12 protein-coding genes, 1 pseudogene and 1 riboswitch are annotated in these 14,965 nt (G+C 72.0%); of the genes and pseudogenes, 6 read left to right on the forward strand and 7 right to left on the reverse strand.

The genetic code is table 11. From position 1 onward, the window contains the following. Positions 1–23: 23 nt before the first annotated feature. Together ACWEN6_RS14730 and ACWEN6_RS14735 are read right to left on the reverse strand one after the other, a co-directional pair. Positions 24–968 carry a hypothetical protein gene (locus tag ACWEN6_RS14730; RefSeq protein WP_452570669.1) on the reverse strand — a complete coding sequence of 315 codons (945 nt, stop codon included), beginning with the start codon at positions 966–968 and terminating at the stop codon, positions 24–26. A gap of 634 nt (positions 969–1,602) precedes the next feature. Further along, entirely contained in the window at positions 1,603–2,202 is a 600-nt protein-coding gene (locus ACWEN6_RS14735; protein ID WP_452570670.1) for a C40 family peptidase, read from the reverse strand. Positions 2,203–2,284: 82 nt separating this feature from the next. After that, positions 2,285–2,443: riboswitch (cyclic di-AMP (ydaO/yuaA leader) on the reverse strand. Between the two features lie 499 nt (positions 2,444–2,942). Between ACWEN6_RS14735 and ACWEN6_RS14740 the strand changes: the two genes are divergently transcribed. From ACWEN6_RS14740 to ACWEN6_RS14750, 3 genes are all read left to right on the forward strand, one after another. After that, a complete protein-coding gene (locus tag ACWEN6_RS14740) occupies positions 2,943–3,518 on the forward strand; it encodes an ArsR/SmtB family transcription factor (RefSeq protein WP_354925083.1) in 576 nt (191 codons plus the stop codon). After that, on the forward strand, positions 3,515–4,804 hold the full coding sequence (locus tag ACWEN6_RS14745; RefSeq protein ID WP_452570671.1) for an MFS transporter: 1,290 nt from the start codon (positions 3,515–3,517) through the stop codon (positions 4,802–4,804). The genes ACWEN6_RS14740 and ACWEN6_RS14745 overlap by 4 nt, the downstream gene beginning before the upstream one ends. Before the next feature lie 269 nt (positions 4,805–5,073). Beyond that, positions 5,074–5,961 carry a methyltransferase gene (locus tag ACWEN6_RS14750; RefSeq protein ID WP_452570672.1) on the forward strand — a complete coding sequence of 296 codons (888 nt, stop codon included), beginning with the start codon at positions 5,074–5,076 and terminating at the stop codon, positions 5,959–5,961. Positions 5,962–6,133: 172 nt separating this feature from the next. On the opposite strand, the gene ACWEN6_RS14755 is transcribed toward ACWEN6_RS14750, so the two are convergent. Both ACWEN6_RS14755 and ACWEN6_RS14760 read right to left on the reverse strand, forming a co-directional pair. Then, positions 6,134–7,054 (reverse strand): C40 family peptidase, encoded by a 921-nt coding sequence (locus tag ACWEN6_RS14755; RefSeq protein WP_354843435.1) that lies wholly within the window; start codon positions 7,052–7,054, stop codon positions 6,134–6,136. Positions 7,055–7,349: 295 nt separating this feature from the next. After that, the gene (locus ACWEN6_RS14760) at positions 7,350–8,672 is read right to left on the reverse strand and encodes an NYN domain-containing protein (RefSeq protein ID WP_354925089.1); all 1,323 of its coding nucleotides are present in this window, start codon (positions 8,670–8,672) and stop codon (positions 7,350–7,352) included. Between the two features lie 289 nt (positions 8,673–8,961). Between ACWEN6_RS14760 and ACWEN6_RS14765 the strand changes: the two genes are divergently transcribed. Continuing rightward, complete coding sequence (locus ACWEN6_RS14765; RefSeq protein WP_452570673.1) at positions 8,962–10,713, forward strand: DEDD exonuclease domain-containing protein; 1,752 nt, start codon at positions 8,962–8,964, stop codon at positions 10,711–10,713. A 286-nt stretch (positions 10,714–10,999) separates the two neighbouring features. Next, the gene (locus ACWEN6_RS14770; RefSeq protein ID WP_452570674.1) at positions 11,000–11,329 is read left to right on the forward strand and encodes a helix-turn-helix domain-containing protein; all 330 of its coding nucleotides are present in this window, start codon (positions 11,000–11,002) and stop codon (positions 11,327–11,329) included. A gap of 64 nt (positions 11,330–11,393) precedes the next feature. Here the strand turns inward: ACWEN6_RS14770 and ACWEN6_RS14775 are convergent, their stop codons facing one another. Both ACWEN6_RS14775 and ACWEN6_RS14780 read right to left on the reverse strand, forming a co-directional pair. Further along, the gene (locus tag ACWEN6_RS14775) at positions 11,394–11,753 is read right to left on the reverse strand and encodes a hypothetical protein (protein ID WP_452570675.1); all 360 of its coding nucleotides are present in this window, start codon (positions 11,751–11,753) and stop codon (positions 11,394–11,396) included. A gap of 73 nt (positions 11,754–11,826) precedes the next feature. Further along, a pseudogene (locus ACWEN6_RS14780) lies at positions 11,827–12,093 on the reverse strand (Scr1 family TA system antitoxin-like transcriptional regulator); the annotation flags it as partial. Between the two features lie 128 nt (positions 12,094–12,221). On the opposite strand from ACWEN6_RS14780, the gene ACWEN6_RS14785 reads away from it, so the two are divergent. After that, a complete protein-coding gene (locus ACWEN6_RS14785) occupies positions 12,222–13,202 on the forward strand; it encodes a threonine ammonia-lyase (RefSeq protein ID WP_452570676.1) in 981 nt (326 codons plus the stop codon). Positions 13,203–13,233: 31 nt separating this feature from the next. Here the strand turns inward: ACWEN6_RS14785 and ACWEN6_RS14790 are convergent, their stop codons facing one another. After that, positions 13,234–14,937, reverse strand: coding sequence for an ATP-binding cassette domain-containing protein (locus ACWEN6_RS14790; RefSeq protein WP_452570677.1), 1,704 nt, complete (start codon positions 14,935–14,937; stop codon positions 13,234–13,236). Positions 14,938–14,965 lie beyond the last annotated feature (28 nt).

The following is a 14,965-nucleotide window of genomic DNA, read 5'->3' on the forward strand; positions in this document are numbered from 1 at the left end:
CCTGCGCCGCGCCGCCACCGTGGTCATGCGAGCTGGTCTCGGACGTACTCGCGCCAGGCGGCGGTGAACCGCTCCAGGCTCATGCGGAGCGTGCGGGACAGCGCCGCCCGCACGTCCCCGTGCCTGGACTCACGGTAGAGGCTCACCAGAGCGCGTTCGCCGAAGCGCCCCGCGACATACCGGCAGGCGAGCCAGGCCTCCTCGTACGCCTGGGCCTGCCGCGCGGAGCCGGCGGCGAACGTTTCCGGCCCGGGCAGCCGTTCGGGCGTCCGTCCGGCGCGCACCTCGTCGGCCAGTTCGGCCGCGGCCCGGCGCGCCGGGATGCCGGCGTCGAGATAGCCGACGTAGTCCGCGAACCCCTCGACCAGCCATTTGGGCGTGCTCCCGTCGAGCGCCGCCCCGGTGGCGATGTGCGTGATCTCGTGGGCGAGGACGACGTCGCGGCCGGCGGCGGTCAGGCGGGCGAAGGACCGCGGCTCCACGATCACCCGGTCGGCGCCCGCCACCGCGGCCAGGCCGTTCACCTGCGCGGGCGCGGCCAGCACGGCCGCCTGCTCGGTCGTGGCGGGAACGGCGATCAGCGGACGCACCGGGCCCACGACGCGGGCGACCAGCCGGCTCGCCCGGTCGGCCCGGCGCGCCAGGTCGGCGAACGCGGCTCCGGAGGCCGCGGCGGCCCCGCCTCCGGGGACGGGGCCGGCTGCGGAGGCCGTCGCGGCCCGCGAGGCCGTGGTTCCAGAAGCCGTGGGGGCTCCATGGGCGGTGAGGGCTCCAGGGGCGCCAAGGGCATCTGGGGCCGCGACCACGAGGGAGAGGTCGCCGCGGAAGGTCCGCGCGCCGGACCATATCTCCGGATGCTCGCCGATCAGCGTCCGCGCCCGCCGTCCGAGATCGTCCTCGACGGCGGAGGGCCCCGTCAGCACGGTCAGCAACCCCGCCAGGACGGCCCAGAGCCACACGACGCGCATGCGGGAAATCTACCTGCTCGTCCTTCCCGGCCACATCGGCGTCCCAGGGGCGGACCCCCACCAGCCGTCCCGGCGGCGGCCCCGTATCGAGTTCCCGGCGGCACATCGGCCTGGCGGGGCATGGACGCGCGAAGGTTGCGCCCGGTCGTGTCGCGCCTCGCCGATGTGGCGCGGCGCGGACGTGCGAAGGCCCCGTCCGCTCCGAGGGGGGAGGAGCGGACGGGGCCTTCACGACCGGCGCGAGGGGCATGTGCACCACCCGGAAAACGTCTTCGAGGAGCGGGGGCACCTCTCGGAGACGCTCTCCCGGAGGAGTCCCTCGCGCCGATCGGCCTCCGGAACGGTAGATCGGCTTCCGGAACCGCCGGTCGGCTTCCCGAACCGCCGGTCGGTTCCCGGAGCCGCCGGTCGGCTTATGGAACCGCCGGTCGGTTCCCGGGTCCACCGGTCGGCTTCTGGAACCGCCGGTCAGGATCCGGAACCGCCGGCCGGCATCCCGGGACTGCCCGGAGATCGACCGGCTCCTCGTGGGAACCGGGAGCGGATCGGCACGGGCGGCCGGCGCACCGGACCCAGCGGAGCCCTGGATGGGCGGGGGTGGTTCCGCGGGGTCAAGCCGGGGTCGTCCCGCCGGTCAGGCGCCGGGGCGGACGGCGCCGACGAAGGACGCCTTCCGGTAGCCCGACAGCTTGTCGATGCGCACCCGCGCGCCGGTGTGCGGCGAGTGGATCATCTTGCCGTGCCCGACGTACATGCCGACGTGGCCGAGTCCGTAGAAGAACATCAGGTCACCCTGCTTGAGGTTCTTCCAGGACACCTTCTTCCGCACCGTGCGGAACTGGCCGGCGGCGATGCGGGGCAGCTTCACACCGGCCTTGCGCCAGGCGTACAGCATCAGGCCGGAGCAGTCGAAGGCCCCCGGGCCGCTGGCGCCCCAGCGGTAGGGGTCGCCGATCTGCTTCTTCGCCACCGCGACGGCCGTGTGCGCCTTGAACTGCTGCCGGGCGGCCCTGCTCACCTTGGCCTTGCTCTTGGATGTGCGGGAGGCGCTGGATGTGCTCGCCTCGCTCACCGCGGCCGTGCCGGCGGGCTCGGATGCCCCGGTGATGCTCGGTGTCTCGATCAGCCCGGCCGGGCCGTAGACGGACTGCTCTGACGGGCCCTGAGCGGGTGCCGCCGTGGCGGCGTCAGCCGCCGTCGCCTGCGTCGCCACGGCTCCCACGGAGGCCGTCATCGTGAGCGCCACACCGCCGAGAGAGAAGCGGGCAATGCGCGACAGACGAGGGTTCTGGGTGGTGCTGGACAGGATCGCTCCTTGATTCTTCCACTCACGCCTACCGGGTTAGCTGACGGATTCGGGCATGGAAGTAGCCCTACGACGCCAAGGCGTCGATTCACCCCCTGATCCCGCGTTTAGGATCGATTGGGTCCCCGGTTCCGTGCTCCTTGCCGCACGGATTCGGCAGGTCACCGCCCCTTTGGGGTCCTGGCTCGCGCCTTACTGGGGCGACGGCGACCGCTGGATTGTCATGCGTGGAGCCGGTCGGAAGACCGGCTCCGTTCGCGACGGCATGGCGTGCTCGCCGCGGGCCAGAAGTTACACAGAACCTCAAATTGAGGCAAAGCCGTGACCAAGTCGCGTAGATCAAATAAGGGGCTTCTTAATCAGGAAACCCCTGCACAACAAGCGCATCCGTTACCCGTATGTGATTCCCCTCACATATCCCGAAACGGCACCTGACGTGAGTCACACAAGTCACATCAGTCACACCCGTTCAGGGATCTTGGAGGGGGAACGGTCCCCCTAGCACCGCCCGGCGGACCGGGATTCGGACCCCGCATGTCACGCTCCGCACCCGAGACCCGATACCCACGACGTCTGTTCCGCAATGATCCTTCGGCAACAGCGCTTCCGCAATGACAATTACGCAATACCTGTTGTGCAACGTTCGTTGCTCATGTCAAAGTGGGCGCATGGCCGACGAAGACGTACGCACGATCACCGACTCACGGGTGCTGGCCGCCCTGTCGCATCCCACGAGGCGGCGCCTCATGGACGCGCTGAAGGTCTACGGTCCCTGCACCGCCAGCATGCTGGCCGAGCACACCGGGCAGGCCGTCGCCAACGCGAGCCACCACCTGCGCGTCCTGGCCGGCAGCGAGCTCATCGAGGAGGCCCCTGAGCTCGCCCGCGACCGGCGCGAACGCTGGTGGCGACTGTCCTCGGCCGAGCTGCGCTGGAGCGAGTCCGACTTCGGCGGCGACCCCGCGACCGCCGCCATCGCCAGCGCGGCGGCGTCCCTCAACCTCGAACACCACGTCAGCATGGTCCGCGCCTGGTACGCCGCGAGCGAGGACGAGCGGGCGGCCTGGCAGGACGCCCCCTTCTCCACCGACAAGTGGCTGCGGCTCACCCCAGACGAGCTGCACGAGTTCGAGGCGCAGTTCCTGGAGCTCCTCAGCAGGTGGGCCACCCGGGAGATCCCCGACGACGGGCGGCCCCGCGAGCCGGTGTTCGTCTTCGCCTTCGGCGTCCCGGGCCGGCCGTGAACGGCCTCACCGCGGCGGCCGCGCCCGCCGCGTCCCGTTCCCGGGGCCGCTGGGGGCTGCTGCGCGACCGCGACTTCCGGCTGCTGTGGGTCGGCGAGACCACCAGCGGCTTCGGCAGCTCTCTCACCTCGGTGGCCCTGCCCCTGGTCGCGATCACCGCGCTCCACGCGACCACGCTGGAGGTCGCTCTGCTCACCGCCGCGGCGTGGGTGCCGTGGGTGCTCATCGGCCTGCCCGCCGGAGCCTGGGTCGACCGCCTGCCCCGCAGGCCCGTGATGCTGACCTGCGACGCCGTGTCGTTCCTGCTGTTCCTCAGCGTGCCGGTGGCCGCGTGGCAGGGCGTGCTGACCGTCGGCCATCTACTGGCCGTCGCGCTGCTCACGGGCACCGCCAAGGTGTTCTTCCAGACCTCCTACCAGGTGTACCTCCCCTCGATCGTCGTCCCCGCCGACCTGCCCGAGGGCAACGCCAAGCTCCAGGGCGGCGAGTCGGCCGTCGAAGTGGTGGGCCCGGGAGCCGCCGGTCTGGTCGCCCAGGTGTTCGGCGCGGTCACCGCGCTGCTCGCCGACGCGGCGAGCTTCGTGGTCTCGGCACTGTGCCTGCTCGGCATCAGAACCCGCGAGGCCCCGGTGTCGCGCGAGCGGCGGGCCACGACGCTTCGACGCGAGATCGGCGAGGGCCTGCGCTTCGTCGCCCGCGACCCCTACCTGCGGGTGCTCACGGTGTTCGGGGCGGCCAGCAACCTCGGGCTCATGGGATACCAGGCCATCCTGGTCGTCTTCCTGGTGCGCGACGTCGGCGTCGGCCCCGGCGCGGTCGGCGGGCTGATGGCGGTCATGAGCGTCGGCGGCCTGGCGGGCGCGGCGAGCGCCACCTGGGTGTCCAGGAGGCTCGGCAGCGCCCGCGCCATGATCGTGTTCGAGGCGCTCGGCGCGCCGTTCGGCCTGCTCATTCCGCTGGCCCACCGGGGCCCGTGGCTGGCGGTCGCGGTGGCCGGCGGGTTCGTCCTGGTCACGGGCGTGGTGGCGGGCAACATCATCAAGGCGGGCTTCCGTCAGACCTACGTCCCCCGGCACCTGCTCGGCCGGGTCTCCGTGAGCATGCAGTTCGTCAACTACGGCACCATCCCGCTCGGCGCCCTGCTCGGCGGAGCGCTCGGCGGCGCCATCGGCACCCGTCCGTCGATGTGGGTCGTCACGGCCGGGCTCGCCCTGACCGGCCTGATCCTTCTCACCGGCCCCCTAAGGCACCGCCGCGACCTCCCCGCCTCCCCCGACCGCCCCTGACCCCACGACCCACGACCCACGACCTCCACGACCCCCACCCACCACCGGACCAGCCCGCACACCGAGCCAGACCCGTTCGAGCGTGCCTTTCCCGGCGCCGGGTCGGCGGGGCGAGGGACGGCCGATCCGGTGCCGTGTGCGGCGGGCGACCCGGTGGACCCTCGGCTCACGGCCCCCGGCCGTTCGCCAGGCCACCGGTGGGCGAGCGTCCTTGCCATACCGGCAAGAGGGTGTGCTCATTCGCGCTGCGAGCGCCTAGCCTGCCGGCCATGATGTCGCATGCACAGCACCATGATCACCTTGACCGTGAAGATCAACATGGCCGCCATGACCACGATGGCGAGGGCCACGCGCACCATGACGAGGCCGGCCTGGCGGACCTGCTCGACCTGGACGCGGTGGTGCTCGGCGCCTACCTGGAGAAGGTGACCGAGTGGGCCGCGCGGCACGCCCCCGACGCGCCCCGAACCATCGTCGACGTGGGCGCCGGGACGGGCACCGGCGGCCTGGCCTTCGCGCGCCGCTTCGCGACCGCCGAGGTCGTCGCCGTCGACAGGTCCCCCTTGATGCTCGGACGCCTCCAGGCCACGGCGCGCGAGCGCGGGCTGGCCGACCGGCTGCGCGTCGTACAGGCCGACCTGGACCTCGCCTGGCCCTCGGTCGGCGGAGTGGACCTCGCGTGGGCGTCCTCGTCCTTGCACGAGGTCGCCGACCCGCACCGCGTGCTCACCGACCTGCACGCCGCGCTGAACCCCGGCGGCCTGCTGGTGGTCGTCGAGATGGACGGTCCTCCGCGCTTCCTGCCCGACGACATCGGGTTCGGCCGGCCGGGCCTGGAGGCGCGCTGCCACGAGGCGATGGCGCGGGCGGGCTGGAACGCGCACCCGGACTGGCGTCCGTACCTGGAGCGGGCCGGTTTCCAGATCGCCGCCGAGCACCGATTCAGCACCGAGGCGGCTCCGGCGCCGCCGGAGACCGGACGCTACGCACATGCCTACTTGAGCCACATCCGCCGGGGCCTCGACGACCGGCTGCCCGCCGACGACCTCGACGCCCTGGACCGCCTGCTCGCGCAGGACGACCCCGGGGCCCTCCTGCACCGCCGCGACCTGACCGTCCGGGGCACCCGCACCGCCTGGGCGGCCCGCCGCCCCTGACCGGCTCCCCGCGCCGGCCACAGACCGCGCTCCGGCTCGTAGAACGCGCTGACTTGCAGAACGGGCTGAGCCGTAGAACGGTGCTGAGCCGTAGAACGGGCTGGGCCGTAGAACGCGAACGCCCCCGCGCCGGAAGTCCCGGCCGGGGGCGTGGCTTGGTCCGTGCGGTGCGTCAGGGGCGGACGGCGCCGATGATCCCCCGGTAGCTGGAGAGGGGGACGACCTTGACGACGTCTCCGGTGCGGGGCGCGTGCACCATCTTGCCGCCGCCCGCGTACATGCCGACGTGACCGAGGCCCGCGGCGAACAGCAGGTCGCCCGGCTGCAAAGCGTTCAGGGAGACCCGGCGGGAGGCGCCCCAGGAGTACTGCTGGGCGGCGGTGCGCGGCAGGCTGACCCCGGCCGCCCGCCAGGACGCCTGGGTGAGGCCCGAGCAGTCCCAGGCGCCCGGCCCGGTGCCGCCATAGCGATAGGGCTTGCCGACCTGCGCGAAGGCGAACTGCAGCGCCGCGCGGGCGTTGCCGGAGGCGGCCCCGGTGTACTTGATGCCTGGGCTGTTCGGATTGCCGGGGTTGTAGGCGTTCAGCTTGCGCAGGAGCCGCTCCTGCTCCCCGACCAGCTTCTCGACGTCCTTCTTCTGCCGGCGCAGGTCGTCCAGCAGCTTGACGGCCTTGTCGTAAGCGCCCTTGGCCTTGTCGCGCTGCCCCTTGAGCGACCGGGTGGCCTGCTCGTACGCGCTGATCGTGCGTGACTGGCCCGCCGACATCTGGTCGATGGAGGCCAGCCCGGCCAGCAGCGCCTCGGGGTCGGGCTGGGTGATCAGGTTGGACCAGGACAGGACGTCACCGGACTGGTAGGTGCTGATCGCGACCGACACCAGGCCGACGCGCAGGTCATCGACGCGGCCGAGCTCGCCCTTCAGGCGGCCGTTGAGGGAGTTGTACTCCTTCCTGGCCTTCTTCCACTGCTCGCCGGCCAGGTTGTAGCGGTCCACCACCTTGTCGGCCTGGTCGTTGAGCTTGGCCAGCCGCGCCTTCGTCTGGGCGATCGTCGGCTTCGGCTTGGCCTCCGCTCCGCCCGTCTGGGTCGCCATGACGGCGACGATCAGACCGGCGGCCAAAGGTATCCGCCCTATCGCCCGGATCCCACGCACGACCACTGGGACGCCAGCTCCCTCTGCGAGACAAGTGAGACAACCTGGGCGGTGATCCTACAGAAAAGGCATGGATACCTGCACCTCTTCGCCAGTAAATGGTTTGAGAACAGTCAAGCGATGGGAAATCGCGTCGCCACGACGATCGCGGGCGCCGGGCGCCACGGGACCACGGCCCGTCCGCGGCGGGCGGACGGGCGTCGTCACGGACGGGCGTCGTCGGGAACGGGCGTCGTCAGGAACGGCCGAGGCGGCGCAGCAGCAGTGTCGAGGGCACGGGACGGGCGCCCATGCGCCGCACCGAGTCGGCGACCTCGCGGTCGGAGGACACCACCGCGACGGCCCGGCCGGGCGGCTCGGCGCGCACCAGCTGCCGGATGAGGTCGTCGGCGATCTCCCCCGGCGCGCTGAACAGCACCCGCACTCCGCGCGGCGCCGACACCTGGACCGGGCCGTTCAGCTCGGCGCCGTCGAACACGCAGGTGACCTCGACCCTGGTCTGCACCGCCAGCCCGCCGAGGCCGGTGAGCAGCCGCGACCGCTGGTCCAGCAGGGTGAGCGACGGGTAGCCGGTCTTGGTGACGTTGTAGCCGTCCACGACGAGGTGCAGGTGCGGGATGGCCAGCAGCTGGTCCAGCAGCACCGGGTCGTCGTCGGCCAGGGCACGGGCCGGCACGGCGCGCACCGAGGGCGTGCCGGGGGTCACGGCGCTCACCGAGTCGGCCGGCTTGCTGATCGCCACGGGCAGCGCGAGCTCGCTGCGCAGGCCGGCGGCCGCGTCCTGCAAGGTGTCCAGCAGGACGCGGATGCGGGCGTCCTCGATGCTGCGGCCCTCGCGCGCGGCACGGCGGCTGGCTTCGAGGGCTCGCTCGGCGTCGGACAGGCGTTCGCGGAGTTTGCGAAGCTCGCTTTCGGCCGCGCTGGTCGCAGAGGACACCGCCGTGCGGACCTCCTGCTCGAGCGCCCGCAACTCGGCGGCCCGCTCCTCGGCCAGCCTGCCCCGTTCGCGGGCGTCGTGCAGCTTGCGCCGCAAATCGGCCACCTCGGCGCGGGACGCCTTGAGCTGGTCGCGCAGCCGCTCGGCCTCCTCCTTGGCGGCGGCCTTCTGCGCGGCGAGCTGCTCGCGCAGGCGCACGACGGTCTGCTCCTGGGCGCTGCCCTCGGCGACGGCCGCCGCCTGCTCCAGGTCGGAGCGGGCGGTCTCCACCAGGTCGGGCCAGCCGGGAGGGCGCGTCAGGTAGGCCGCGGCCGCGACGAGCACCGGCTCGGCCGCCGGCGGCACCGTGCCCTCCTCCAGGCTGGCCACCAGCTCGGGCCACGCCTCCTTGAGGCTCTCGGCGACGGTCTCGCGGAACTCCTTGTCGGTCTCGAGTTGCGCGGCGATCGGCGCGCTGCCCAGGCGGGCGCGCTTGCGCGGATCGAACCTCGCGATGCCCTTCAACGGCGCGGGGATCATCGCGGGCTGCATCGTGCCGAGCACCTGGGCGGCGAGCTCGACGACGTGTAAGCGGACCTGCTCGGGCAGCGGGCGAGACAGGCCTTCTCCGGCTGAACTCATCCGTCGTCCCCTAGCTGACTGGCCATTCAAATTTCTTCTATCCGACAAGGGTACGGCTGGCACGTTCGTGGTCAGCGCCGTTCCCACCCGGTTCCTGGCTCACGGCCGCCCCACAAGTGCCGTGTCAGACCCCCTTGCGCCGGACCGCCGACCGGCGAACGGCGCGTCGACGGAGTGTCGGCGCAGGTGCGCGCGGCGGCGAAGGCCGCCCGCCGCGGGGCGGCGGGCCCACGGGCCGGTGCGATCGGGCATGGCCGGTGCGGAACTGTCGGACCGCGATCGTATGGTCATGGGCGTGGAGATCGGTGTTCAAGGAACTCTGGACGATCTGGGCACGCCCCTCGACCAGGTGACCTTCGTCGTGTTCGACCTGGAGACGACGGGCGGTTCGTCCGCCGAGCACGCCATCACCGAGATCGGCGCGGTCAAGGTGCGCGGTGGCGAGGTGCTCGGCGAGTTCGCCACGCTCGTCGACCCCGGCCGTCCCATCCCGCCGTTCATCGCCGTGCTCACCGGCATCACCGACGTGATGGTCATGGCCGCGCCGCGCATCGAGCAGGTCCTGCCCGCGTTCCTGGAGTTCACGCGCGGCGCCACGCTGGTCGCGCACAACGCCCCCTTCGACGTCGGCTTCATCAAGGCCAACTGCCAGGCCCACGGCTACCCTCCCCCGGCCAATCCGGTGGTCGACACCGCCGACCTGGCCCGGCGCGTCCTGACGCGCGACGAGGTGCCCAACTGCAAGCTCTCCACTCTGGCCCGGGTCTTCCGCAGCGGCACCGAGCCGTGTCACCGCGCCCTGGCCGATGCCAAGGCGACCGTCGACGTCCTGCACGCGCTCATCGAACGCGTCGGGGCCTACGGCGTGCAGACCCTCGAAGAGCTCAAGGGCTTCGTCCGGGCCCCCACCCCCGAGCAGAAGCGCAAGCGTCACCTGGCCGCGAGCATCCCGAGCGCCCCCGGCGTCTACGTCTTCGAGGACGAACGCGGCGAGGCCCTGTACGTCGGCAAGAGCGGCGACCTGCGCCAGCGGGTCAAGTCCTACTTCACCGCCAGCGAGACCCGGCCGCGCATCCGCGAGATGATCGGCATCGCCGAGCGGGTGCGGCCGATCGTCTGCGCCACCGGCCTGGAGGCCGAGGTGCGCGAGCTGCGGCTGATCGGGGCGACCAAGCCCCGCTACAACCGCCGGTCGCGGTTCCCCGAGAAGGTCGTCTGGCTCAAACTGACCGACGAGCCGTTCCCCCGCCTGTCCGTCGTCCGCGAGGTCAAGGCCGACCAGGGCACCTATCTCGGCCCCTTCACCTCCGCGCGCGGCGCCGAGGACGCCAAGTCGGCGCTGCACGAGGCCGTGCCGCTGCGGCAGTGCACCGAGCGCATCTCCACGCGCACCAGCCGTCCCGCGTGCGTGCTGGCCGAGATGGGCCGCTGCGGGGCGCCGTGCGAGGGCCGCCAGGGGGTCGACGAGTACCGGCGCCACGCCGACGAGGCCCGCGCCGCCATGGAACACGACCCGGGCCCGGTGTTCTCGGCGCTGGAGGCCCGCATGCAGCGACTGGCCGCCGAGCAGCGCTATGAGGAGGCCGCGGTCGACCGCGACCGGCTGGCCGTCTACGTGCGCACGGCGGCGCGCATGCAGCGGCTGCGGTCACTGACCGGCATACCCGAGCTGATCGCCGCCAGCCCCGCCTTCGACGGCGGCTGGGACATCCACGTCGTGCGGTACGGCCGCCTGACCGCGGCGGGCGTGATGCCCAAGGGCGCCCATCCGACTCCGTACGTCGACGCCCTGGTCGCCACCGCCGAGACCGTCACGCCCGGGCCTGGCCCGCTCCCGGCCGCCATCGCCGAAGAGACCGAGTGCATCCTGCGCTGGCTGGAGTCCCCCGGTGTCCGGCTGGTCCGCGTGGACGGCGGCTGGAGCCTGCCGGCCCGCGGCGCCGCCCGTCTGAAGTCCCGCATCGACCGCGCCTACGACGGCATGCGCGCCTACGAGAACCTCCACCCCCGCCACCCCCGCGAAGGCCGCCCCCTCCGCTGACAACGGCCATCACCTCAGCCGCCCGAGCGGGCTCGGCGGTTTTGGCCCCCTGCCGGTGAGCGGTCCCCTATCAACGTCAACGGGCCGATCTCGAGTGGCGGACCCTCACCGATGTCCATGATGCGGCCGAAAGAACATGAGTCACAGCTTATATTGGCCGCATGACGTGGGATATCATCCTCCTGGAACCAGTCGAGGCCTAATTCTTGAAGCTCTGCGAGTCCGACCCGGACACCGCAGCGTTGATCGAGCAGGCCATCGACCGCCTTGCCAAGGAGGCCGATCGATGAGCACCGCCCGCCGGTGGCAGGACGTCAAGGCCGAAGCACACCGCCGTCATCCCGAGTTGGCGGACCCGGAACGCCAGGCCAAGGCCCGTGCCGAACTCGACGCCTACGTCGCCGGGCATCACCTGAGTGAGCTCCGCAAGTCCACCGGGAAGACCCAAGCAGAGGTCGCCGAGATCCTGGGCGTATCCCAATCGCGGATCTCTCAGATCGAAAACGGCAATGTCGAGGCCATGGAACTGGAGACTCTCCGGGCTTACGCAGCCGCGCTGGGCGGGCATGTGGACATCACCATCAGTGTCGGTCCCCATTCGGTCAAAGTCGCTTAGCCACACGCACGGCGTCCGGATCGGTCCTCCGACCGCGTGGCTCACTCCGAGCAACACGGCGATCTCATAGTGAGCGTGGCCACGCTCTGTTAGCCGGCTCGCTGAGGATCGAGTCCAAGTGTTCGCCTCTTCCCTGCGCCGATCCGCCTCTCGTCCGACCTGGCGGGTGCTGGCTGAATCGTCCGCGAATGCTCAGTCGGAAGCGCGACTGCGCTTGGCCTCGCGGGCCTTGGCCTGGGACGGGGCGACGCGGACAGCGATGATCGCGATCGCGCAGAGCCGTGCGCCCGTAAGGTTGCCCGCTTACGAAGGCAGCGTAGGCCGCTCCGTTGCGTTCGGCGATGATGAATCCTCCGGCGACTCCGCAGTGCACGCCGACCGTTTGCGGCACCACTTGGATGGTCACCTGGGGAAGCCGGGCCATTTCGAGGAGAAAATCGCAGCTGATCCGCCATGACGGCGGGTCCGCCGATGTTGCGGTGCAACACGGCCTCGTCGATGACCGCGCTGATCAGCGGCGGTCGCTCGCGGTCAAGGATGGTCCTTCTCCGCACGCGCCCCGCGACGCGTTGTTCGACCTCGTCCTCGGTGATGCCTGGCGATGCGCCGAGGATGTGCCGCGCGTATCCCTGGGTCTGCAGGAGTCCCGGGACGATCGTCGGCTCCCAGCAGTAAAGGTCGGTGGCGTCCTGTTCCTCATCCAGCCAGGGGCGGAAGTGCTCTGGCGCGCGGGGCCATGTCGTGGCCGTGTACAGCCTGGCCATGGTGCCGTCGAGGCCGAGGACGCGGTCGCACAGTTCCGCGAACTGCTGTGACGGGCGGCGTTTGGCCAGTTCGACCAGGTTGACCTTCCCCTAATGGAACAGGTCCGGCGGCGCTACACTGACGATTCGTGCAGGAGACGCGCCTCGACACCGCTCGAATTCGGGCGGCTCGCCGGCTGATCGACCCGATGTTCCTCGACACTCCGCTGTATCCCTGTGAGGCGCTGGAGCCCGGCCTGGGCTGCGCGGTGAGCATCAAGCTCGAAACGGCGAACCCGGTACGCAGCTTCAAGGCCCGCGGCACCGAGGTGATCGCGAGCCTGCTCGCCGACGAGGGTTCGCGGGCCGCGGTGTGCGCCAGTGCGGGCAATCTGGGGCAGGCGCTCGCCTGGTCCGGCCGCGGCCGGGGCCTCGACGTGACCGTCGTGGCCTCCCGTTCCGCGCCCGCGGCCAAGCTCGACCGCATCCGCGCGTTCGGCGCCACGCTGGAACTGGTGGACGGTGACTTCGACCTGGCTCGCGAACGGGCCGCGGACCTCGCGCGGTACGAGGGCATCCGGCTGGTCGAGGACAGCCTGGACATCGAGACCTGCGAGGGCGCGGCGACCATCGGCCTGGAACTGGCGGGCTCCGCATCGTCGTTCGACGCCGTCCTGATCGCGCTCGGCGGCGGGGCGCTGGCCACCGGCGTGGGTCACGTGCTGAAAGGCTTGGCGCCCGGGGTCGAGGTGATCTGCGTCCAGCCTCTAGGCGCACCGGCGATGACCCGCTCCTTCCACGAACGGCGCGTCGTCACCACCGACTCGACCGACACCATCGCCGACGGCGTCGCCGGCCGCCGCCCCATCCCGGCCGTGCTGGACGACCTCCTCCTGGTCGCCGACGACGCCGTCCTGGTCCAGGAGACGTCGATCATGGCCGGGATGCGGATGCTCCTCGACCACGCCGGTCTGGTCGTCGAACCATCGGCCGCGCTCGGCATCGCGGCGATCCTCGAAGACCGTGACCGCTTCGCCGGACGGCACGTCGTCACCATCGTGTGCGGCGGCAACGTCGACCTCGACGCCTATCACCGCTGGGTCGGCGCCGCTCCCGGCCACGCCTCCTGACGTCCGTCCCGCCTCTCGGGGCACCCGCGGTTCAGGGGGACGGCAGACGGATCTCCCGGCCCGGCCAGCGGGAGCGGAGCCAGCGGTCGTGGCTGGCGACCACGATGGCGCCGGGACCCGCGCCCAGAGCCTCTTCGAGCTCGTCGGACAGGCGGGGCGAGAGGTGGTTGGTCGGCTCGTCGAGCAGCAGCAGCTCCGGCGGGTCCGCCACGAGCAGCGCCAGCGCGAGCCGGCGGCGCTGGCCGGTCGACAGTTCCGCGACCCGCTTGCCGCGCTCTCGCGGGCCGAGCAGGCCCAGCGAGCGGAGCGGCACCCAATCGGCGCGCTCGGCCCCGAGTGTCTGGTCGTAGATCTCCAGGGCGGTACGGTCCGGCCGGTCGAACACGGTGTCCTGGGCCAGCAGGCCGACCCGCAGCCCACGCCGCCGCCGCACCTCGCCGGAGGTCTCCAGCCGCCCGGCCAGCACCGCGAGAAGCGTCGACTTCCCCGCTCCGTTCGGCCCGGTGACCAGCAGACGATCGGTCGCCGACACGTCCATGCGATCGAGCGTGAGCCGGCCAGGTACGCGAATTCCCCGCAACGACACCAGCAGCCCATCGGCGAGCGGGGCCAGGCCGGTCTCCGGCCGGTCGACCTGGGCGAGTCGGCGGGAGTCGCCGGGGTCGCCGGAGGTGACGGTCCCATCAGGGGCGGTGGTGGCGAGGGCGCGCGGATGGAACCGTAGCGGCGCCGGGGGCGGGGGCACCTGGGCGCGTTCCAGGTCGGCGAGCCTGCGGGCGGCGTCGCGCACTCGGTGCGAGATCTGGTTCTGCACCCGGCCGCTCCGGTGGCCGTAGCCCATCTTGTCCTTGTCGCGCAGCAGACGGTTCGGCGCGACCTGTTGCGCGGCGACGGCGACCGAGCGGCGCAGCTCGGCGAGTTCCTCCTGCTCTTCGGCGAAGCGCCGCCGCCACCGCTCTCGCTCCGCACGCTTCTCCGCCTGGTAGGCGGTGTAGTCGCCGCCGTACCGGACAGGCCCGTCCACCGCCGGATCGAGGTCGACCATGTCCGTGCAGACGGCGTCGAGGAACGCCCGGTCGTGGCTGGCCACCACGACGGCGCCGGGCAGGCCGCGCAGCCGTTCCTCCAGGAAGATCGCGGCGTCGTCGTCGAGATGGTTGGTGGGCTCGTCCAGCAGCAGGGCCGCCGGACGCCGGACCAGCAGGGCGGCGAGCGCCAGCCTGGCCCGCTGGCCCCCGGACAGGGATCCCAGCGTGCGGTCGTGCGGCACGCCGCCGAGCCCGAGCCCGGCCAGGACGATCTCGGCACGCCGGTCGGCGTCCCACGCCTCGTCCTGCTGCGCGCGTTCGAGCCGCTCACCGTAGGCGGCGAGAAGCCCGGCCGCGGCCGGGGAGTCCGGCGGGGCGCCGGCGAGCGCGGCGGCGAGCCTGTCCAGCTCGGCCAGGTCGTCGCGCGTTTCGCGCAGGGCGTCGTCCAGCACGCCGGCGATCGTGGCGGCGGCGTCGAACGGCATCTCCTGGTGCAGGAAGCCCAGGTCGGGTGGCCGGACGACGCTGCCGGCGTCCGGCTCGTCGACCCCGGCCAGCAGCCGCAGCAGCGTGGACTTGCCGACGCCGTTCTCGCCGATCAGGCCGATACGGTGCCCGGGCGAAGCGGTCAGGGAGACCCCGTCGAGCACCCGCCTCGTCCCAAGGATGCGCACGAGGTCGTGCGCGAGCAGAGCTGTCTCAGACATGCGATATCACCAGGGGAACAGTCGCGGA

Source organism: Sphaerisporangium sp. NPDC004334 (assembly GCF_053602655.1).

Coding starts and splice junctions, on each gene's coding strand:
- ACWEN6_RS14730 (WP_452570669.1), bottom strand. CDS start 968: ATGCGCGTCGTGTGGCTCTGGGCCGTCCTGGCGGGGTTGCTGACCGTG.
- ACWEN6_RS14735 (WP_452570670.1), bottom strand. CDS start 2,202: ATGACGGCCTCCGTGGGAGCCGTGGCGACGCAGGCGACGGCGGCTGAC.
- ACWEN6_RS14740 (WP_354925083.1), top strand. CDS start 2,943: ATGGCCGACGAAGACGTACGCACGATCACCGACTCACGGGTGCTGGCC.
- ACWEN6_RS14750 (WP_452570672.1), top strand. CDS start 5,074: ATGATGTCGCATGCACAGCACCATGATCACCTTGACCGTGAAGATCAA.
- ACWEN6_RS14755 (WP_354843435.1), bottom strand. CDS start 7,054: ATGGCGACCCAGACGGGCGGAGCGGAGGCCAAGCCGAAGCCGACGATC.
- ACWEN6_RS14760 (WP_354925089.1), bottom strand. CDS start 8,672: ATGAGTTCAGCCGGAGAAGGCCTGTCTCGCCCGCTGCCCGAGCAGGTC.
- ACWEN6_RS14765 (WP_452570673.1), top strand. CDS start 8,962: ATGGGCGTGGAGATCGGTGTTCAAGGAACTCTGGACGATCTGGGCACG.
- ACWEN6_RS14770 (WP_452570674.1), top strand. CDS start 11,000: ATGAGCACCGCCCGCCGGTGGCAGGACGTCAAGGCCGAAGCACACCGC.
- ACWEN6_RS14775 (WP_452570675.1), bottom strand. CDS start 11,753: ATGGCCCGGCTTCCCCAGGTGACCATCCAAGTGGTGCCGCAAACGGTC.
- ACWEN6_RS14790 (WP_452570677.1), bottom strand. CDS start 14,937: ATGTCTGAGACAGCTCTGCTCGCGCACGACCTCGTGCGCATCCTTGGG.